The organism is Endozoicomonas sp. ALD040, assembly GCF_049275945.1.
Classification (GTDB): Bacteria; Pseudomonadota; Gammaproteobacteria; order Pseudomonadales; family Endozoicomonadaceae; genus Endozoicomonas_A.
In genome coordinates, this window is the sequence record NZ_CP184829.1 from 1,185,374 (window position 1) to 1,207,552 (window position 22,179).

Consider the following 22,179-nt stretch of genomic DNA (forward strand, 5'->3'; position numbering starts at 1 on the left):
TCCTTCAAAGGACATCGGGAAGGGAGCTTTATTATGGATGGTCAAATCAAAGAAATAAACAAATCGATTCTTGATAGTAGCGCGTCTGATACCGCCACCCCCTTCAAGAAACCAAAACTGGAATTACTGCCGAATGATGTAACAATCTGCTCTGAAGTCATTGCCAAACTCAATGCATCGTCGCCTCAGATTAAGTCACCTGACCGGGCAAGAACCGTATCCTCAACGGATTCCTCACTCTGCAAGCCTCCTCAAACCTTCGATTTCCGTTTTGTCACCCGTGATGATGAGGTACGACAGCTTTTAGTTGCCCAAACCTGCGATGAACATCGGGATGTCACCCTCATTTCCCACCCCGATGACCTCTCACAGGCTAACCTGGTGAGCCGGTTGAGCATTGCCGACGATGGTCGTCAGACTCTGCGTTCAGGCAAGCTGTTTGAGGGTTCGCAGCCCATAACTCTGGTGCTGGATATCCGAAAGCTCACCGCCGAAGAACTGCCCAAATTTAACGATTTACTGGACCCGAATAACCCCTGTCTGTACGACAAAGTCAGTCAGGAGAAACGCTCTCTGGGCCAACATGTTTCTCTGCTGGTGGTGGCAGATCCTGGGCAGTTGGCAGCGGCTGGCCAGCACAACAGGGCGCCGGGAGCTGATTTCTGGCGGCGAATTAATCGACCGGAAAATACCTGGCAGTTTGACGCGCAGAACGGCAATGACCCATCAATGAACATCGACGAAATTCCTCCACTATTGAAAGAAATTCCCGGCGCCGAAAATGCTATGGACGACGACAATATTCTTATTATTAACTGTCACTTGCACAGTAACTGGCGACAGTTGTTGCTGGGTGGCCCCGGAGTGGATAAACAGGGGCGAATCCAGCATCTTCCCGGCAGGCTTGGGTCATTAAGGGCCGGACAGCGGGTGATTCTGAAAGGAGCCGACTGGCAAAATCTGGCCTTTGAACAGACCGTTCGGCAGATGCTGGCGCAACAGTGCTTTGAGAGCAATGGGAAAGTCTGTCCGTTACCCGACGATGTTCAGTTTTATCAGATGCCGCTGGGAAATAATGAGCTTCATTCACTGTTCCAAAGTCTGTCCCGTTCTCCTGAAAAAGAAGTTGATAAAGAGCAGGCACCAGCAAACCCGATCATCATCAACGAGAGTAATATTGTTCAATGGCTAAACCCGATTGCCATCACCACGGAAGGCTACGCAGTTCCTAACACCCGTCTGCTGGAACAGGTTCAGGCGGGAGGTGTGGTCACCGTAACGTCTCCTCTCACTGAAGCACTCTGGTTTCGTTTGCTGGGTTCATTACAGACTATTCGCGAGACGACCGGCCTTGAACCCCGGCTTCAGGTGACCCACGCAAAAGGACAACCAAAAGCCCTGGGTTTAATAGAAAACGATAAATACCCTCTGCCCACCCCACTGGAAAAAGTCGGAAATCGCGCTGCCTTTGATACCGCCACTTATCAACAATCTGCCCAGGCAAATCATTGGATCAATGATCTCCCGCAAGCTCCTCTGGTCATACAGGTCAATGAACAGACCAGCTTCAGCCAGCTATTTGATAATATCCATATCACCTCGGAACAAAAGGCCCATTTTGGACAACGTCCGAGTGGGTTGCAGGAAGCATTGACCGCTGGCAAGCCGGTGGTATTGCGGGGGCTGGAAAGCAACCCAACCCTTCAGCAGCTTCTGGAACCTCTGGTTGCAGGGCAGCCACTGCTGGTGAATGGTCAATTACAGGACTACCCAAAAGCTCGTGTCACACTGCTCTGGCCTGAGTCTGCAAAAAGCCGGTCTTCAGTATTTCGTTCGATGGTTGCCACTGGCAAGCCGTGTCCCGAAGTCGATCTTTGGGATATCAATGCCGTCAAGCATGAAATCTCCCGGGCTGAGCTGCCTGAACAAGCACTTAATGAACTTTACGAAGCCTTTAAAACCGCACCTTCCCACCTGTGTAACCCTCTGCCTGAAGTAACCGAAGGGTTATTGAATAACCTGATACTGGCTGCCCGGCGGGCACAGCAGGTTGACCAGTCCCTGCAGATCCTGCCCTGTCACTGGCGCAAGGCCATTAACAGCATTATCACCCATGGTACCCGGCAGCATCCGTCCGTGCGTGATTTTATGAAAGTGGCTTGTCAGCAGCTATTGCCAGATGAGAATCAAACCGCCTCGGTAGACCTGGATCGCTTAAATGCCATCATCAACACTGCCCTGCCGTTAGACAGAGCCTTTGTTGAACAGAACCTGTGGTCACTGGCCAGAGCCTTTGACCCGGTTGTATTTAATGAAAAATTACAACGGTCCTATGAAAGACCATTTTCATGGCAGGATGAAAAAGAAACTCTCGACAGGCTCAGTGCCTTGATCGTGGCCTATGCACCCGGAAAAAAACAAGATGCATTGGCGTATCAGTTAAAAATCGATCCTGCACAAGCAGAGTCCCGACAATCGCTAGCCATCAGGCCAGCCAGACAAATTAAACGTTTGCAAGATGCACTGGCTTCTGGCTGGCAATTAACCCATCCGCCTGGACAGACCCGATCCGATGCCGTTTACGCGCTGGCCTACGATTGTTTTCACAGGGCCAGAACGGCGAATTCTGAAGCAGAAGGCATTGAACGCATAGAACATCGACTGTCTGAATCGCTGAAATGGCAGGGTTCTGCTGATAGGCCTTTGTCAGCACTGGCCCGGGATCTTTATCACGGCGAGATAAGTCAGAAAGATCGTGAAAATCGTCGACTGTCCCGACTCCACGACCGACTTTCGGACTCTCCCGTCCTATTCCTGCAGGGAGAAACCGGCACCGGGAAAAGCTACTTTTCTGCCAAAATGGCCAGGGCTTCGGGACAGGCTTCAGTCATTTCCCTTGGACCTTCCGACAGCGAACAGACCCTGATGAAACGCTGGCAGTGGCGACAAGACGCCGATGGCGACCGCTCTATGGTGCAGCAAAACCGGGCATTGATGGAATGGGCCAACACTCCATCCTACGAGGATGGACACTATGTCACTCTGGTTCTGGATGAGGCCAACCTGGCCAAAACCGGATTACTGGCATCATTAAACGGCTTGTGGGAACCAGAACCCTGCATTTACGTGAATGGTCATCCTGTCAAGGTCGGCCCAAAACACCGGGTGATTCTCACCGGTAACCCGGATCATTACGCCGGGCGCCGAATGGACCCGGCTCTAAAAGAGAAACTGCCCAGAGCTTACTACCCACGCCTGGGCCAGGCTTTCCTTCGCGACAGGGTGGTGGAACCGGCTCTGGTCAAGCATTTACAAGAGCATCTGCTGGAGCATCAAATAAACGACATTGCACACAGTGCCAGCAAGAGTGTGATGGCACTCTGGCAACATTATCAGGAGCTGTTGCCCGAGCATGAGTTTACCCCCAGGGATTTAACCGATATCTGCAGTTGGGTGGGCTGGTATCTGGATCGTGCCCTGCCCGCTCGCGGCAGTGTGACCTGTGAGCAAATAAACAGTCTGATACTACAAAGTTTTCGGGATGTACTGGGGCCGGAAATCACCGAAACGCATCAGGAGGCCCTGTCGGCACTGGAAATCTGGTTTGCTGCCCGTTACCAACCGGAGAACACCCTGAGCGACAGAGTTCATGAACACACCCTGCGGGATATGCAACAGACCTTCAGAGCAGTCGCCGAAAAAATCCGACCAGACTTTGATACCTCCGGATTGGCAGTCCGTGAACTGGCGCAACGGCTTGGGCAGGATTTAAGCCGCTGCCGGCAGGCTAATCATCGCAAGATACAACACGGCGGTCGTCAGGCGACACTGATTGAAGGCCCGGCGGGAAGGGGTAAGGATGCCACGCTGAACCTGGTGATTGAAAGTGTCAGACAGGAGACTAAGCGACGGGGAGAATCTATGCCGGAAGTCTTTTACCTGAATGCCTGTGATTGTTCCTGGGACAAAGTGTGTGAAGTGATCCAGAAGGCAAAACTGGATGGCGGTATAGTGGTGATTTCGGAAATGAATCTGATCGACAGCCAGCACCTGGAAGGTGAATTGAACAATATTCTGGCCGGTGACGCCCATCCCGGCTTCCACCTGTTTGCCACCATCAACCCGCCTGAGTGTAGCGGGCGAAAACCTTTATCACCGGCGCTGAAAGGGCGTTTTCGACATTTGCCGATCCGGCAGTATAACCCAGTCGAATTAAAGGCCATTGCCGAAAAAGTGTTGCCAGTGTCCTCAGAAGGGAAATTGGCCGCTAAAAAGCTAACAGAAAAACATTGTCTTTTAAGGGCTCACCTGCAACGCAAAAAACTGCCGTTGCAGCCCACCAGCCTTGATTTACAGAATGTTGCCAGGGCTATCAAAAGAGGTGGCGATTTTAGCGAAAAAGCCGTTCATCAATGCCTCAATCAGCACTACCGGCTTTATCTGATGGCCGCCAAACTATCGCTGGAGGAACTGCCAAAGTCATCGGCTATTGCCATGAATAAAGAGGCGCTTGACCCTGAAATGAGCGAATGGTTCTACCAAACGGTATCCGGTATTAATCGCCCATGGTTGATACGAGGCAGTCATCGCAACAGTCTTGATGAAAAACGCCGCGAAATTCGTTTTAACACTCGTCTGGATAAAGAGGAAGCCAAAACGGAAATCGTCAAGAGGCTGGCCCAGGTCAGGTGGCAAGCATCCGGTCTTTGCCTGAAACCGGATCAATCGGACGATATTCTCACACAGGCTCTGTACAGACACTGGCAGCGATGCTGGTTCGCACATAATTTTAGCCTTACGGAAGTGGACGCTAATAGTGTATTCCCCCTGACCAAAGAACAGGCACAGGCGCTGAAAACGTCGGCTTACCATCCTTATCTTGAAGAGGCTGATAAGCAGATACAGGCATGGAACGCTCACGACATTCAATGCTGGCCTGGATTCTGGCATCAGATCAGCGCTCTGCCAGATCACTTGGTAAACGAATTTATTAACGAAGCATCAGCTATTAGCGGTAATGACGCTCCTGAACCGTATGACCCGGAAGTTGAGGAGGAAGAAGCTCCGGCACTGGACCAAAGAACGAACTATGAGGATCAGAAGACGCCAAAGGCTACACTATTTAAAGTTTTTGATTCGCAGCATCCCCCTACGATGTATCGCTGGCAGGCATTAGATATTCGTGTCACTGCCAGAGGTGAAATCAAACAGATCAATCTTGATGGTAAACACCTTCTGGGATTCGAAACCCTCACACCTGAGCGGTTATCAGGTAATGACCATGAAGTGAGATTAACCAGAGATCAAACGCTGGCGACCCTTAAGATATCATCACAGAACGGCCAATATCCCTTACCCAGCCTGACGGCCAGTGACTCTATCGTGGCCCTGCGTATAGAGCCCTATTTGCCGCATAAACTGATCAGGGACAAATACACCGGGCTTCATACACTGTTTATTCCTCAGGCCGAAGCCTTCCAGAGTTTTCAATGTACTTATGTCGTAGAACCCACAAAGCCGGGCAAAAAAACGGGTACTGAAGCAACCCGAACAGAACGATCAATACATTTTGACGTCGATTGTACAGAAAGTATCAAGTCCGTAATGAAAGAACTGCTTAATAACTTTAATAACACTGGCGAACATCCACCCAAAATACAGGCACTTTTGCAGACAATAGCAAGCCCTGAAGACACCAGGCAACGAATTAACGCAATCACGGAATATTGCGAACAGTTCTCAGGTAAGGCTATACCAGAGCCTGGTAAGAATTTCTTTGAATTTCTCGTAACCAAGCGACAAGGTAGCTGTCGTCATCGCGTGCCTGTTTTTATTGCTTTTTGCCGTTACTTCGGGATTCCCTGTCGGCAAATTGATAGCAATGTCCACTGCTTCCCCGAGTATTCCCTGGATGGAGGCCAAACCTGGGAGTCAGTAGATTTGGGCGGAGCGCCCGGGGAGGTGACAGAAATTACACCTGATTCCGATTTGGGCGGAGCGCCCGGGGAGGTGACAGAAATTACACCTGATTCCGATTTGGGCGGAGCGCCCGGGGAGGTGACAGAAATTACACCTGATTCCGGGAAGTTCTGTGATTTGAACGCTGCATCAAAGCATCTTCAGGACCTTCTGGAAGAGGCTGATTCAGAACAAATTCAAGCTCTGGCCAGAGCCTTTAACATGAGCCTTGAGCAACTGAAGAAAGCCGTTGAGACAGGCGGTTTATTACCATTTATTACACAAGTCGATCGATTTATTATCGCAATAGTAAAGAGTCTTTGGGTAGAAAAAAGTTTTGCCGGTTTTTCCCTGGGTGTCTCGCTGTTAGAGTCGCTGAAGACAGAAGCATCTAACTATCCTACTACGGATCGACTGATCGGTAGAGTGTTTTATTTCGGCAATCCTGATTATAGACCGATGTCGGAGGCAGTCATTCAAATATTGTCTGACAGTGATGAAGTTCAGGTCACTGAACCGCTCAGGCTACTTCATTCAAAAATGGTTAAACAGACTGGAACATGCGCTTACGAGTGGTTGCGTTCAATGGTGGATATTGTGAACACTGACTTGGCCAAGCCTTCGTTTATTCGCTTTGCCCGTGAAGCTCTGCTATCAGGGTGGTTGGATCCCGTGTCCAACAAACCGAACGGTACTATCATGCCGCTTCAACATCATGAGCTACTGTTGCGTCTGGTCAACGTCGATGAACTGAAGGTTGACGCCAGCCATTGCCTGAAAAAGTGGTATAAGACATTCTTCTCCAGGGGAAAAGATTATCGGACGTGCAATGTTAATGCCACCATCCATGAGGAAAAAAAGAATGCCTTTTTCGTCACTCATTGTCATGATGGGCGCTCGTCATCTCTTGAAGGTGAAATTGCCAATCCATCTATAGAAGACGCCTGGACAGACCAACCTGAGGGCATTCCGAATATAGAACGAATACTGGAGCAACGGCCCGCATTTCCGCAGTTAACCTCGGGCAAGGCGAACCATCGTCCGGTGATTCTCATGGGGCAGCCTGCCTGGAACAAGACAGTGATTGAAGAAAAAGCCGAAGCCCTGTATCAACGAAAAGTTAATAGCAGCCCTAACTGGAAGCCGATATTGGAAATGCTCAAATCAAAGTCCTACCCGCTGGCATTGGAAGCAGAGATGCTCTTGGAGAAGTTAGAAAAGCAATGCAAACAAGCAATTCAGCAGGCCTTCTGTCATTACCTTTATGAAGTGACACACTCGAAAGGCGGTTGCTTAAGCTGTTGCTGGGCAGGTGCTTTTATGAGTAAAGAATGTGGCACTTATGACCCATCCTCACCGGTAGAGCTGTATGCCATGATGTTGCATATTGCTAGCCCTCGCGAGTGTCAGGAACTTATTGAGGATGCCTACTTACGACAGACACATAATGCCAGCAATGCTCTGGTTCTCAGAAACGACGAGATGACAAAAATTGCCGGAGAGTTTTTGAGTACCGTGAATTTGGATTCGATTTATGAGTCAATGGCTACCTGATAACGGTTTGGTCATGATGCGTTTTTCGAGGGAACGGTCACGAATCCCCAGGTAAGAGTAATCGCTCCGAGCCCGTTTGCTCGCATATTTCAGCCCATGCTTCAGCAGGGTTTGCGCGAATTGTTCATTATGCTCCCTATAGGGCTCAACGGGTTGAACAACAAAGTCTGGCCTGTAGTCGTGTGTTGGAGTGATAACAAAGTATTTATCTTTTAAATCGGGGTAGACATCCTCATACAATCGTGTAGCCCTTTTGGGATCTAACAACACAAGATGCTGTAAGATTTCCCTGCGGATATCCTCACTCATCTCATCACTCATAAACATTTCCCGAAAATTACCCTTCGATTCTTTCTTGAAGGATATTAAAAAATGACACACTCCCAACCGATGAGCATGATGAATAAACTGTTGGTGGTTGCTTAATAACTTGTAGCAAGGAGGAATACTACGAAGAGAGTGAATATAAAAGATTGAGAAAAGGCTGTGTTGAAAGGCGAATCTATCAGCTTCTGTCGTGACATCGCAATTAAGATGTTGTGCAAGTACATTAAAGTCCCACTGATCTCTTCCAAAAATGGCTATCTCCTCAAGGCGTGTATCCAGACCAAACATACCATTTATCACAATGAGCAGTTGTTCAAAGGCATTCTGCATGGTTTTACGTGATTTCATTTGGGGGCATTCAATGGTTATTTCACCCGCTGCGGCGTTGCAACTTATCTTCATGGGGTCAGAGTTTTCATCCAGTTCGATCGCTTTTAGAAACTGTGCCAGAAACCACATACGCTTTAACTTACCGGATTTAAATCCTTCATCAGGGTTATTAAACTCGTCAGATAATTTCAGCCGCAGGGTTCGTCCTTTCCCCCCATCTGCCTGTTCAAGTAGCTCGATAACGCTCATATGAACTCCAAGTTTCAGGTTAACAATCAAGGCATCATCCGTACTGACGACAGTCCCTGATTTCCCTGCTTCTTCGATGAATACTTTGTCGGACGGCCTCAGTAGTGGCGCTTTTTCTACCAAGCCACCCGAGGTCGTGCAATCGACATAGGTGATTTTCTTTTCCTTAGATATCCTGCCCTGGCCCGAAGCCAGAGTGACCGGTGCCAGTGCGTTTACAAAGCGCTGATGCAGGGCAAAAATCAGCTCATGGACACTTCGGACCTGCTCAGCTTGCCCGGGGTTGAGCGCTTGAAGATCGGATTGTAGCTTATGGCAATCGGCCAGCCATTGACGAAAGTTAGCCGGGGATGGTCGCCCTTTTTCAGCAGCTTGCATGAGCAGAATGATACGCTCCAGCCTTGATTTGATGGTCTTTTGCAACGTCTCGAACCGGCTGGTCAGTTGCGGCAATTCATCCCGCAATAACTGAACCTCGGGTGAACCTTTCTCACCCGCCAGCTGTAAGAAGGCCTGGTAACCCTGCAACAGGGCTTCGGCCCCATAAACCAGCCGATTTACGCTGTCTTCAGTCTCTGCCAGTATTCTGGATCGTTGTGGTGACATGCTCAGTTTTACCGGGTTGGCCAGACCATTCAGTCCGGCACCGGGGGCAAATAATGCCAGCAGGCGGGCATTTTGATCCGTGAGCCATTTGAAACCGCTGGCAACCTCAAGGAATGTGCCTTCAGGAAAGGATAAATCATCCAGTGAGGGGATGGCTTTGGCTAACGACACATCAGGAACAGCTGAGGACAGCTTTCTGCAACTGGCCAGTTTTCCGCTAAGATCACCGGCAACAATAAAGGCACCAGGCTCATCATTAAAGCAAGCGCAGACCAGTGTCGCCTGTTGGCCAGCCTGAACAGACAGCGCTTCAAACTGATCACCGGCCAGCATCAAAGTTTTTTGCTCCTGTTTCATAAGGATCGCCACATGATCATTGAATCCTCCTTTGGCAATGACAAAACCGCCAACCCGTTTCAGGAACTCAGGCTCAAGCATCCAGTCTTCAACGTGGTCAGCTACGACAATGGCTCCATCCGGCATAGAGTCTGCCTCTGGTCGTCTGGCCAGCCAAAGTGATCCGGTGCAAAAGCCTTCGCTGACACCCGCACCAATAGCAATGGTCTTTTTGGGCATGGGCATGGCAAAGTCCATATCGCCAGAGAGTTGGGTAACAGGACGCACCTGCAACAGGAACAGGTCACCCTCAGGATTGATGGCGAACTCCGCATCCACAGGGCAGAGCAGTAAGCTTTCCAGTGTTGTCAGCATCGTCCTGATATCTGCAACCATTTTATCATTAACTATATGACTAACGTCGTCTTTATGGGTGTCTGCATTTTCAATTCTTGTTTCTGAATAGCCGTTAGTGCTTTTGCGCAGGACAAAATGACTTGAGATCGTACCGGGAAAATATTGATAGCTGTCAGGGCCTTCCTCGTCAGAAATATCGATGCGGTGAGGCGTATTACCCGACTGCCCTGCAACCACACCTCTGGGTTGACCGCGGGTGAACTCAACCCCGATGGTACCATCCCGAAAAGATTTAAAGCTCATGATGACCCCGCCGTATTGACAGTCAATACACTCCTGGATGATCAGTGCCATGGGTTGTGGTACGCCTGCGGGACAGACTTCAGGGTGGTAACCTGAAGCCATGACCTTGAGACAGGTTCGCAAAACATCGTCTTCTTCCTGAACTATAGAGAGGTACTTGCCCGCCTGGGCATCGCCGTAATTATCTTCGTTGATGCCAGAACTGCGGACGATAACCGGTGTTGATAGAGAGGGTTTGTCCAACTGATGACGTAGATCCCTGATTTGTTGGGCCGCTTCAGACTCTTTAATCTGCTGGTAAAAGTCATCGCCGGCAATAAATTCCGCCAGCCCCTTCAGCACCCCGGTTCTTTTGGCGTCTGAAGATGACAAAGTATCAAGGTATTCCCTGATGTGCGCCAGACTGGCCTGAGCACCCGGCTCATAGGCGATATCGGGAAGATAACGGGCTAAAGAACGGGGATTTAGAGGATGTTGTTCAAGCGCATTCACGACCTGGGTTGTCACACATTTAAACGGTGGAACATTCAGACCGGCGTCCTTCATCCGCTGCAAAAACATTCCCTTGCCCCCAAGTTGTTCCCGGAGTGTGCCAACCTGATCTGGAACAGACAAACGACAGAGACGCTTGGCTAAAGGCATTTCGATGGCCGGAACGCCACCAGGATCAAAATGTCTTTTGGATTCACTTTCAGACTGATTGGTTGGACTGCCAGACCAGGTATCCTGGTTTGAATTCGTCGTCGGGATTTGGAGCTTTGAGTCACCAAAATTGGAATTTAACATTTTGACACCCCCTATCCTACTAATGCTCATCCATGATTTAATCGCTAACGCATAAATAAAGTACCTCTAGTTTTTTAGACAATAATACCTGTATAAAGTTCACCGTCGACCTGAAGCAAGCAATAGAAAGAAGAAAAATAAAGTTTGCTTTGGGAAGCCTTGTCTGAGTCGCTGAAGTTTATGAAATTCAGTAGCTGATTCAGGTTTTCCGGATGGTCGTTATCAGGTATCCAATGCCTCATAAATCGTATTCAAATTCACGGTACTCAAAAACTCTTCGGCAATTTTTGTCAACTCACTGGATTTGAGCACCAGAGCGTTACTGCTGTCTTGTGCCTGCTTTAAATAAGCATCCTTAATAGAATTCTGAAAGGATAAAGAGCTATTAATATAACGCATCATGTCAAACAGCTCTTTTGCTGAGGATGGCTCATGAGCGCCATAGAAATCTTGACTCAGGGACTCCTGCATTTGAGCCTCGGCCCAACAATACAATAAGCTACCGCCCTTCGAGTGCGTCACTCCATACAGGTAATGACAGAAGGCCTGCTGAATCGCTTGCTGGTATTTGTTTCTTAAATTATCTAAACGCCTTTGATCTTTCAATGACACCTTGAAGGACTTCAGTTTGGTTTTTTCCAGTAACAGCTTAAGATCCGGGCTGTTCTCAACTTTTCGTTGAAACAGAGCCTCGGCTTTTTCCTTAATCACCGTGCTGTCCCAGGAAGGTTGCCCCAGGATAATCACGGGTCGGTGGTTTGCCTTGCCCGAGCTTGATTTCCTGAACGCAGGATGGTGCACCAGCATTCGCTCTATATCCGGAATGCCCTCAGGTTCGTCCGACCAGAAGCTTTGTAAAGATAGGCAGGCTATTTCACCTTTAAGGAATGGCGAAAACCCATCATGTTCGTGTGTGACCAACGTAGTCCTGGTTAATTTCTTTTGGAAGTACTCAGGGACTGACAGCCATGAATAGCTATTTTTCTCCCTGGACAAATAGGCCTTGTACCAGTTTTTCAGACAATGGGCAGCTTTAACCTTCAGTTCATCGACAGCTTCCAGGCTCACCAATAGCTGATGAAATTTATAGGCATTGATAGTGACCCCATAGGAGCCAGAGGCCGTCAGTGGATCCAACCAACCCAGTTTCAAGGCTTCACTGGCAAAGTGAATAACCGAAGGTTTAGTTAAGTCACTGTCCATCAGTATTATAATTATTGAACTCAGCCACTGGCGAGGGCTTGCTCCAGCCTGAACAATCATTTTTGAATAAAGTAACTTAAGCTGTTCAGTGATTTTATCTTCATCACTCTTGGACAATATTTTTCTTACCGCCTCCGACATTGGGCTGTAGGTATTCCCATCTTCGCCTTCCTTAGTACCAGTCAATACAATCTCGTCCCAGCCTAATTCTTTTGTCTCAAGGGACATCAGCAATGAGACGCCCACGGAAAAACTGGTTAAATTGCTTTCCTCCCAAAGGTTGCTGACTATTTTGGAAATACTTAGATTGACTTTCGTGAATACACTGTTTGTCTCAAGGGCTTTGTTCAGTTCCTCCAAACTCATGTCACAGGCTTTAGCCAGAGTTTGTTGTCGTGCTAAATCAGCCCCTTTCAGGAAATCCTTCAGGAGAGCTTTAATTCTCTTTGATTTATTGCTGGAATCATTGATCTTTGTGGTGGTCTGGAACTCAGTTGTCGTTTCTACTGTCTCTCCGGGCTCCCCACCTAAATCCACTGACTTCCAGGTTTGTCCACCATCCCCGGAATACTCAGCAAAGCAGTGGACAAAGCTTGCGACTTGTCGGCATGGAATCCCGAAATAACGGCATAATGCAACAAAAGCAGGAGCACGGTGACGACAGTTACCCTGTTGTCGTGTTACGAGAAATTCAAAGAAATTTTCCGTGCGCTTTGGCTTTGCCTTACCGGAAAACTGTCGGCAATACTTCCTGATCGCCTCGATTCGTTGCTCAGTGTCTTTGGCGTCTTTTATGGTCTGCAAAGGCTCCCGTTCTTTGGCTCGACGCTGTTGGTCAATGGTCGTAAACACCCTGTCCAGTACTGTTTTCATGCCTTCTGAACAGTGGGTGTCCAAATCTGTTGCAGGTCTGGTTTGTCTGGCGCGCGTGGCTTTGCCCGGCTCTCTCGGTTCCACAACATAAACCACTCTGATACTCTGGCCGACTTTGGCCTCAGGAACAGACAGTGTGTGAAGCCCGGTATATTGGTCCCTGACCAGAGTAAATGGCAAATCGGGTTCCATACGCAGGGCCACGATATAATCGTTGGGCGTCAGGCTGGGCAATGCATATTGACCATTGTCCGATGACAACTCCCGGGTTCCCAGCGTTTGATTGCTGGCTAATATCAGTGTCTGGTCAGGCCCGGGTAAGCGTTCAGGCATGAGGGTTTCGACCCCCCTGATGTGTACATCCTTAAGATCGATCAGTTTGATATTACCCTCAGAAGTTACGTAAACATCCAGTGCCGAACACCGATACATATGGGAAATATTCTTATCCGTATCAAAAACTATATGATCCTCAGGATCTGGTGTCGTCAGAACCTCATAGTTCGTTCTCCGGTCCAATGCCGGAGCTTGTTTCTCGAAGACTTCAGGATCGTATTTTTCAGGCGCGTTATCATTGCCAATGCAATAGTCTGGCAGATCAATTATCTGATGCCAAAACTCAGGCCATAATTGAACGGCATTGGATGTCCATGTGTTTATCCGCTGATCAGCCTCCCGAAGACAAGGTTGGGAATCCGGCATTTTCAGCGTTTCTTCCTCTTCTTCCGTCATCGGAAACAGACTGTTGGCGTCCACGCCCGTCTGGCCAAACTCATGCTTAAACCAGCATTGCTGACAGTATCGGTACAGTGCCCGGGTGAGAATATCGTCCGACTCATCCGGCTTCAGGGAAAGACCGGATGTCTGCCATCTGGCCTGAGCCACTTCCTTGATGATTTCCGTTTTGGCTTTCTCTTTATCGAGATGAGCGTTAATACGAATTTCATGGTGTTTTTCATCAATAGCGCTGCGATCACTGCGCCCTATCAACCATGGACGATCAATGCCTGATACCGTTTGGTAGAACCATTCGCTCAGCTCAGGATCAAGCGATCCTTTACCCATGGCAGGAGCCGATGATTTTGGCAGTTCCTCCAGCGATAGTTTGGCGGCCATCAGGTAAAGCCGGTAGTACTGATTGAGGCATTGATGGAGTGCTTTATCGCTAAAATCACCCCCTCTGTTAACGGCTATGGCGACATTCTGTAGATCAAGACTGGTCGGCTGCAACGGCAGGTTTTTCTGTTGCAGGTAAGCCCTTAAACGACAATGTTTTTCTGTCAGCTTTTTAGCGACGAATGTCCCTTCTGAGGACTCTGGCAACACTTTTTCGGTAATGGTCTGTAATTCTGCCGGTTTGTACTGCCGGATGGGCAAATGCCGAAAACGTCCTTTCAGCGCCGGTGATAAGGGTTTTCGCCCGCTGTACTCAGGCGGGTTGATGGTGGCAAACAGGTGGAAACCCGGATGGGCGTCACCGGCCAGAATATCGTTTAACTCTCCTTCCAGATGCTGGCTGTCGATCAGGTTCATCTCCGAAATCACCACGATGCCGCCTTTTATTTTTGCCGTCTGGATCTTTTCGCACAGTTTGTCCCAGGAACAATCACAGGCATTCAGGTAAAAGACTTCTGGCATGGACTTTCCCTTTCGCTTAGCCTCCTGTCTGACACTTTCAATCACCAGGTTCAGCGTGGCATCCTTGCCCCGTCCGGACGGACCTTCAATCAGTGTCGCCTGACGACCGCCGTGTTTTCTATTGAGATGATAAGCCTGCTGACAGCGGTTTAAATCCTGTCCAAGCCGTTGCGCCAGCTCACGAACTGCCGATCCGGAGGTATCAAAGTCTGGTCGGATTTTTTCGCTGACTGTACTGAAGGTCTGCTGCATTTCCTGCAGAGTGTGTTCATGAACTCTGTCGCTCAGGGTGTTCTCCGGTTGGTAACGGGCAGCAAACCAGATTTCCACTGCTGACAGGGCATCCTGATAAGTTTCGGTGATTTCCGGCCCCAGTACATCCCGAAAACTATGTTGTATCAAACTGTTTATTTGCCCACAGGTCACACTGCCGCGAGCGGGCAGGGCTCGATCCAGATACCAGCCCACCCAACTGCAGATATCGGTTAAATCCCTGGGGGTAAACTCATGGTCGGGCAAGAGTTCCTGATAATATTGCCAAAGTGCCATCACACTTTGGGTGGCACTGTGTGCAATGTCGTGTATTTGCTGCTCCGGCAGATGCCGTTGTAAATGCTTGACCAAAGCCGGTTCCACCACTCTGTCGCGAAGGAATGCCTTATCCAGGCGAGGGAAGTAAGCTGTGGGCAGTTTCTCTTTCAGGGCCGGGTCCATTTGACGCCCGGCGTAATGATCCGGGTTGCCGGTGAGAATAACCCGGTGTTTTGGGCCGACCCTGACAGGGTGACCATTCACGTAAATGCAGGGCTCCGGTTCCCATAAGCCGTTCAATGATGCCAGCAATCCGGCTTTGGCCAGGTTGGCTTCATCCAGAACCAGAGTGACATAGTGTCCATCCTTCCCGGACGGAGTGTTGGCCCATTCCATCAGCGCCCGGTTTTGCAGTGTCATGGAGCGATCACCATCGGTGTGCTCTTGCCACTGCCAGCGTTTCATCAGGGTTTGTTCGCTGTCGGAAGGTCCAAGGGAAATGACCGCAGCCTGTCCTGAAGCTTTTGCCATTTTGGCAGAAAAGTAACTTTTGCCGGTGCCGGTTTCTCCCTGCAGGAAGATAACAGGAGAATCTGTAAGCCGGTCGTGGAGTCGAGATAATCGACGACTTTCACGATCTTTCTGACTTATCTCGCCGTGATAAAGATCCCGGGCCAGTGCTGACAAGGAGGTATCAGCGGAATCCGTCCATTTCAGTGATTCAGAAAGTCGATTTTCTATGAGCTCAATGCCTGCTGCGTCAGAATTGGCTGTTCTGACAATATGAAAACAATCGGTGGCCAGAGATTGAATGGCATCGGATCGGGTCTGCCCTGACGGCAAAGGTAACTGCCAGCCAGAAGCCAGTACATCCTGCAAACGTTTAATCTGTCTCGATGGCCTGATGGCTAAGGATTGATAATGCTTTGTTGACTCCGGATCGACTGCCAACTCTTGTGCCATTGCCTGCCGTTGTTGTTCAGGAGCATGGGCCACAATCATGGCACAGAGCCTGCCGAGAACTTCTTCTTTTTCTTCATCCCTCGATGGCAATGGACTTACGTAGCGCAGTTTTAATTCTTCATTAAGTACTCCCGGGTCAAAAGCTCTGGCCAGTGGCCAGATGTTCTGCTCCACAAAGGCTCTATCCAACCGTGGAGCACTGGTGATGATGTCATTTAACCGATCAGGGTCTACCGAGGCGGTCTGATTCTCATCCGGCTTCTCATGGGCATTCGGCGTCTTATCCGGTAACAAGTGCCAACAGACCACTTTCATAAAGTCACGCACTGAAGGATTCTGCCGGGTACCATGGGTGATAAGGCTATTGATGGCCTTGCGCCAATGGCGGGGTAAAAGCTGTGGGGAATGGTCAACCTGCTGTGCTCGCCGGGCGGCCATTATCAGGTTGTGCAACAATCCTTCGGTCATTTCAGGCAGAGGGTTACAAAGGTCGGCAGGTACGGTTTTAAAGGCTTCGTAAAGTTCATCAAGCGCCTGTTCTGGCAGCTCAGTCCGGGGAATATCATGTTTGTGGGCATTAATATCCCAGAGATCGACCCGGCGACACCGATTACCCATGGCAACCATTGAATTAACCAGTGAAGATGGGCTTCTTGCAGCCTTGGGCCAAAGCAGGGTGATATGAGCTTTTGGGTAGGCCTGCAATTGGCCATTCACCAACAGAGGTTGCCCGACAACCAGGGGTTCCAGAAGCTGCTGAAGCGTTGGATTAGTTTCCAGCCCTCTCAATACCACCGGCCTGCCAGCGATTAATGCCTCCTGCAGTTTACTCTGACTTCTGCCAAAATGAGCCTTTTGTTCCGAGGTGATATGGATATTATCAAAGAGCTGGCTGAAGCGGGTCTGTTCATTGACCTGAATGACCAGAGGGGCTTGCTGCTGCTTATTAATCCAATAACTTGCCTGAACAGGTTGTTGATAAGTGACAGCACGAAAGGCCAGGTGCTTGCTCATTTTTTCCTGAAGTTTGGACAGAGGATAGTCATCGGTTTCTGTCAGGCCCAGAGCTTCCGGCTGTCGTCTTGAATAAGCCACCTCAAGTCCGGGCTCCAGACCAGTGGTCTCGCGAATAGTCTGCAGTGAACCCAGCAAACGAAACCAGAGAATCTCAGTGAGGGGAGAGGTTACCGTGACAGCACCACCTGCCCGAATCTGTTCTAACAGACAGTTTTCAGGGACTGCATAGCCTTCCGGGGCAATGGCAATCGGGCTCAGCCATTCACTGATATTACTCTCGTTAATAATGATCGGGATTCGTTGAGCAGAGTCTTTATTGTTACCTTCTATTACACCTTCTTTGGCAAGAGAGTGGGACAGGCTATGGAACAGTGAATGAAGCTCGCCCTTCCCCACCGGCATCTGATAAAACTGAACATCGTCGGGTAACGGACAAATCTTCCCGTTGCTCTCGAAACACTGTTGCGCCAGCATCTGCCGAATGGTCTGTTCAAAGGCCAGATCTTGCCAGTCGGCCCCTTTCAGAATCACCCGTTGTCCGGCCTTCAATAGCTCAAGCCTGCCGGGCAGGTGCTGAATTCGCCCCTGTTTATCCACTCCGGGGCCGCCCAGCATCAACTGTCGCCAGTTGTTGTGCAAGTGGCAGTCAATAAGAACGGTATTGTCGTCGTCCATAGCACTTTCGGCAGAGGGGAGTTCAGCCAATAACGGAGGTACCTTGTCGATCTCCATCGATGGGTCATTGTCAGTCTGTGCGTTGAACTGCCAGGTATTTCCCGGCCGATTAATTCGCCGCCAGAAATCGGCACCGGGAGCGCTGGCTGCGGGCGCGTCATCACGCTGACCAATGGATGCCAACTGTGCAGGGTCTGCCAGGACCAACAGAGAAACATGCCCGCCAAGGGGGCGTTTTTTCCGGTTGATTTTGTCATACAGACAGGGGTTATCCGGGTCCAGTAAATCGTTGAATTTGGGCAGTTCTTCGCTGGTGAGCTTGCGGATATCCATCACCAGAGTGAATGGCTGTGAACCTTCAAACAGCTTGCCCGAGCGCAAAGTATGACGACCCTCTTCGGAAATGCTCAGCCGACTCACCAGGTTAGCCTGTGAGAGGTCATCGGGGTGGGAAATAACAGTAACATCTTCATTACAGGTTATGGCAGTCAAAAGCTGTCGAATTTCATCATCACTGGCGACAAAACGAAAATCGAAGGAATGAGTCGCCTTTGGCAGCGAGGAATCCGTTGAAGAGACGGTTCTGACTTTGTCAGGCACCGTCTCCAAAGATGGCGATCTGTTTAGTTTGGACCTTACTTCAGAGCAGCTTCTTACAGTCTTCTCTTGTTCTGACAATAAATCCAGCTTTGCTATCTTGGCTGCCACGCCATTCCCGCCATGATCAAGAAGGTTAGGATTCAGAGCGTGTTTTTTTGTACCTTCATCAATCTGACCATCCATAGTCAACCTCCTTACTGCTATCTGAAGAACCAAGTTGAAGTTGTTTTATATTCTGACCTTCAGATTAAACATAAGTTCCATTTAAATAGAGAGCCGCAACCGAGGCAGATGCGATGGTCTCTATTCTCCCGACGTTTAAATCGAGCGTTTGTCATTCTTTGTATCCTTGTCTATAACTGAATTTCACCTCCTGAAAGAGTGAATGTCTGATGTTATTCAACTCACTGAAAAAAACAGGGTCATTAGCCCTGTTTTTGGTCTCTGTTCTTTCTCTTCAGACACTGGCTAAGAATGATTCTATCCACGAATACCGAAGGCCACCCAGCATGCTTCCTGAGGATATCAGCAAGTTGAAGCCAACAGTTTTGTTATGTTTCGTCAGCAATGTTGAAAATGCTGACAACCTATCCAACGACCCCGGCAAACCTGAAGAGTGTAAAGAGCATATTGGTTATGTCACTACGATAACATCAGAAAAATCCAGCACACATGTCTGCAGATATCATGCAAATGGTTCTATGCAAGAAGAGTTCACAAACTATGATTGGCTGGACGCAGGTTTCTATACCATTGATGGTTTCATGCATATCCATACAACAGAAGTCACTATCCCGGGCTCAAAAAATTATTATTACGTTATGAGAACGCCTGAAAACTGTTCTAGGGTTAACGAACCAATGTGTGCATATGTCGACAAACAAGAAGGTAAAATATCCTTTGGTTATGAGCAAAACGACAATGGTAGTACGACATGTGGAAAACGGGATCTCGTCAAAGCTGTCTATGATCACAGTTACGAAAGAATAAACTGCGCAAAAAGACCACAAGACCACAGCTCACCATTTATTGAACTCAATGCTTTGCCGGATTCATGTCCTTCCGATGCGGTCACCACCCATTGTCACAATTGTAATGGTAATGGCTGTGGCGCCTTCAAATGCTCAGCATTTACATACTGGGATCCATGCCCGGATGACACCTTCTGCGGTTCTGAAAGGTGCGTAGGTGGATTATGCGAAGATAAACCATGGTGCAGGCCTGCAACACTAAATGACGAGCTCTAAGACGAGCTGTAGATAATCCCTGATTCTAATTCTTCGGAGCCTTGGCTCCAGGTAGTTTTTGTGCAGTTTTGTCAAAAGTGAAGGAGCCATTGAATACCTCTTTCTGCTTCTCAATCACGCTTCGACCTTTGCACACAATAAGCGCATCAGCAAAGTCGGCTTCCTTGCCTTTTACAGGCTTTGCGTTCTTGAAGTCACTTAGGGCTTTCCAAACAACCTGGCCGTCCTCAAAGTAGAGGTTGGTTTCCTGAAAAAGCTGCAAAACGGTCTCAATGATTTCAGGTTTGGCAAGCTGGTATTTTTTACCCTTCAGCGTCCAGACTGTCTCAACCAGAGCAGCATCAGTCACCAGAACCTTTTCTTCTCCCTGAATCAACCGGGCGGCCTGTGCTGACTGTTTCTCATCATCGTTCAGCAAGTATCGGAGCAGGATATTGCTATCAATGACTATCACTACAAACCACTCTGAAGTGAATCGTCGTCTGAGATGTCCTGCTTGGTCTTGACGTGCTTCAGAAACCCTTCTGCTGCCCCTTTATGCCTCTTGATCAAGGTAATCCGACCATCGACGATAAAGCTGTCGATTTCATCTCCTGGCTGGATGCCAAGTTCTTCACACTGACCGGCAGGGATAGTGATTTGCCGTTTGGCACTGAGTTTAGGCATAGGTTTATTTCTTTACATTTTTCGTATAGTAAAGATAGCGCGTCACTTTACTTATCGCAATATATAGCGTACTGCATCTCCGTTTTATCAAACTGCCACCTGACTGCTTGATAAAGAAATTCACTTTTCCTCTATAGAGAATCAGGTGATTAGCGTGATGCACAGTGAAAATCACTGAACTACCAAGCAATCATTCATTGCTTTCTGTCACTGGGTAACGCCATTTTGAGTGCGCTGAAAGACAGAAACTCTGTTAGTTGCACTTAACAACATGTTATGAACTTTCATTTTAAAACTGACTCCAATTTTCCATATAGCTCAGCATCAACATTGAATGTTCCTTGTTGATCGAAGATAAATACCTATTCTGGAGAATTCAGGGATGCATGGAATAGATAATAACACCAGCATTGCACAACCTAACCCGCCACCAACCGGGCAAGCCGAACTGGAACGTGCATTATCTCGTGTCAGTGCGGCTAGATCCGTCGCTGTTGCTGATCAAGAAAAAAAGAACAGACCTTCATTTCAATATTTTTCTATTTTATCAAGCCCCATGATTTTCAGCCGTTTGCGACTTCGGGATGTTGTCATTTTAAAACGGGTATGTAAACGCCTTCGCAATGGTATCCATCAAGATAATGCTCTGGCAAAAGCATGGTATCGCCGGTTTCCTTCACCATTGCAGTATCAACTAAGGACAACCATCAATACAAAAAATGTTGACCAACTTTGTGATTGGTTTAGGTCGTTCACGAATGATCAGGCATTAGTGAAGTCAATCACAGATCGCAAAACGGACAGGGTTTATGTGCCGGCTCTGTTATTTTTCACCCTGTCCAGGCTGATGTCTGAATGTGAGACATTTGTTTTAGATACAACCACTATTAACGAAGCGAATTGTGTAAACTCAGCCAGCCTCAGTGTCGATGGACGCCACCTGGTCACCGCCAGCGACGATGGCACCGCAAAAATCTACGTTAAAACGGCTGCTGGATCATGGGAATTGATAGACATCATTCGCCATACCAGCAAGGTCAATTCAGCCAGCTTCAGCCCCGATGGTTCCTATGTGGTGACCGCCAGTAATGATGGCAGGGCGATAATTTATGGCTATAAGAAAGATGGGTCATGGAAAACAGTTCGCACTATTTCCCATAGTGACCTTGTTTATTCAGCCACCTTCAGCGCCAACGGCAGCCATGTGCTGACTGCCAGTAATGATGGAACAGCGCAAGTCTATGGCCTCAGGGACGATGGATCATGGGAAAGGGAAACTACTGTTCGCCCAAATGGTCCGATCAAATTAGTCAGCTTTAACCCCGCTGTTCGTATGACCGACACTGGCGATAAAACGACAGAAATCTGTGGCCCCAAGGGCGATGGATCCGGTTCAGAAAAAACCAGCACAGAACGTCATAGATGGGTCTTATCAGCCAACTTCAGCTCCGATGGCCGTCATTTAGTGACTGCCGGAAGGGATAACACAGCGAAAATCTTTGCTCAAAAGGCCGATGGATCATGGGAACCAAAAAAGACCATTCGCCATGGTGACTTCGTCCACTCAGCCGTCTTTAGCCCCGATGGCCGTTATCTGGTGACGGCCAGTGAAGATGACACAGCAAGAATCTATCGCCAGACAGCGAATGGATCATGGGAACGAGAAGAAGTGAATATTTACCATAAAGACGGAGTTTTATCAGCCAATTTTAGTCCTGATGGCCGCCATGTGGTGACTGCCAGCAGGGACGGAACAGCGAAAATCATTGGTCTGGGCACCGATGGGTTATGGTCAGAAAAAGCCTGCATTTACCATAATGACTGGGTCTTATCGGCCAACTTCAGTATCGATAGTCGCCTTGTGGTAACTGCCTCCAGCGACCATTCGGTGAAAATCACTGAACTGCGAAGGTATGATTCATTGCTTGCTGTCACTGAATGACGCCATTTTGAGTGCGCT

Annotated in this window: 7 protein-coding genes; 3 read left to right on the plus strand and 4 right to left on the minus strand. The window is 48.7% G+C overall.

Annotated features, from left to right (window positions below; genetic code table 11):
• The first annotated feature begins 33 nt into the window (after positions 1-33).
• The gene (locus ACOJUN_RS04010) at positions 34-7,512 is read left to right on the plus strand and encodes an AAA family ATPase (protein ID WP_422135381.1); all 7,479 of its coding nucleotides are present in this window, start codon (positions 34-36) and stop codon (positions 7,510-7,512) included.
• Here ACOJUN_RS04010 and ACOJUN_RS04015 read toward each other — a convergent pair.
• Together ACOJUN_RS04015 and ACOJUN_RS04020 are read right to left on the minus strand one after the other, a co-directional pair.
• Positions 7,498-10,806, minus strand: a complete 3,309-nt coding sequence (locus ACOJUN_RS04015; protein ID WP_422135382.1) for a PEP/pyruvate-binding domain-containing protein — start codon at positions 10,804-10,806, stop codon at positions 7,498-7,500. The genes ACOJUN_RS04010 and ACOJUN_RS04015 overlap by 15 nt on opposite strands.
• A 222-nt stretch (positions 10,807-11,028) precedes the next feature.
• A complete protein-coding gene (locus tag ACOJUN_RS04020; protein ID WP_422135383.1) occupies positions 11,029-18,489 on the minus strand; it encodes an AAA family ATPase in 7,461 nt (2,486 codons plus the stop codon).
• A gap of 326 nt (positions 18,490-18,815) precedes the next feature.
• Between ACOJUN_RS04020 and ACOJUN_RS04025 the strand changes: the two genes are divergently transcribed.
• Positions 18,816-19,553 (plus strand): hypothetical protein, encoded by a 738-nt coding sequence (locus ACOJUN_RS04025; RefSeq protein WP_422135384.1) that lies wholly within the window; start codon positions 18,816-18,818, stop codon positions 19,551-19,553.
• A gap of 25 nt (positions 19,554-19,578) precedes the next feature.
• Here ACOJUN_RS04025 and ACOJUN_RS04030 read toward each other — a convergent pair whose 3' ends face one another.
• Entirely contained in the window at positions 19,579-20,007 is a 429-nt protein-coding gene (locus tag ACOJUN_RS04030; protein WP_422135385.1) for a PIN domain-containing protein, read from the minus strand.
• Positions 20,007-20,219 carry an AbrB/MazE/SpoVT family DNA-binding domain-containing protein gene (locus tag ACOJUN_RS04035; protein ID WP_422135386.1) on the minus strand — a complete coding sequence of 71 codons (213 nt, stop codon included), beginning with the start codon at positions 20,217-20,219 and terminating at the stop codon, positions 20,007-20,009. The genes ACOJUN_RS04030 and ACOJUN_RS04035 overlap by 1 nt, the downstream gene beginning before the upstream one ends.
• A gap of 382 nt (positions 20,220-20,601) precedes the next feature.
• On the opposite strand from ACOJUN_RS04035, the gene ACOJUN_RS04040 reads away from it, so the two are divergent.
• Complete coding sequence (locus ACOJUN_RS04040) at positions 20,602-22,161, plus strand: F-box/WD repeat-containing protein (RefSeq protein ID WP_422135387.1); 1,560 nt, start codon at positions 20,602-20,604, stop codon at positions 22,159-22,161.
• The last annotated feature ends 18 nt before the right edge of the window (positions 22,162-22,179 follow it).

What these genes read in the sequence shown, in the direction of transcription:
- ACOJUN_RS04010 (WP_422135381.1), top strand. Translation starts at nt 34, where the DNA reads ATGGATGGTCAAATCAAAGAAATAAACAAATCGATTCTTGATAGTAGC.
- ACOJUN_RS04015 (WP_422135382.1), bottom strand. Translation starts at nt 10,806, where the DNA reads ATGTTAAATTCCAATTTTGGTGACTCAAAGCTCCAAATCCCGACGACG.
- ACOJUN_RS04020 (WP_422135383.1), bottom strand. Translation starts at nt 18,489, where the DNA reads ATGGATGGTCAGATTGATGAAGGTACAAAAAAACACGCTCTGAATCCT.
- ACOJUN_RS04025 (WP_422135384.1), top strand. Translation starts at nt 18,816, where the DNA reads ATGCTTCCTGAGGATATCAGCAAGTTGAAGCCAACAGTTTTGTTATGT.
- ACOJUN_RS04035 (WP_422135386.1), bottom strand. Translation starts at nt 20,219, where the DNA reads ATGCCTAAACTCAGTGCCAAACGGCAAATCACTATCCCTGCCGGTCAG.
- ACOJUN_RS04040 (WP_422135387.1), top strand. Translation starts at nt 20,602, where the DNA reads ATGCATGGAATAGATAATAACACCAGCATTGCACAACCTAACCCGCCA.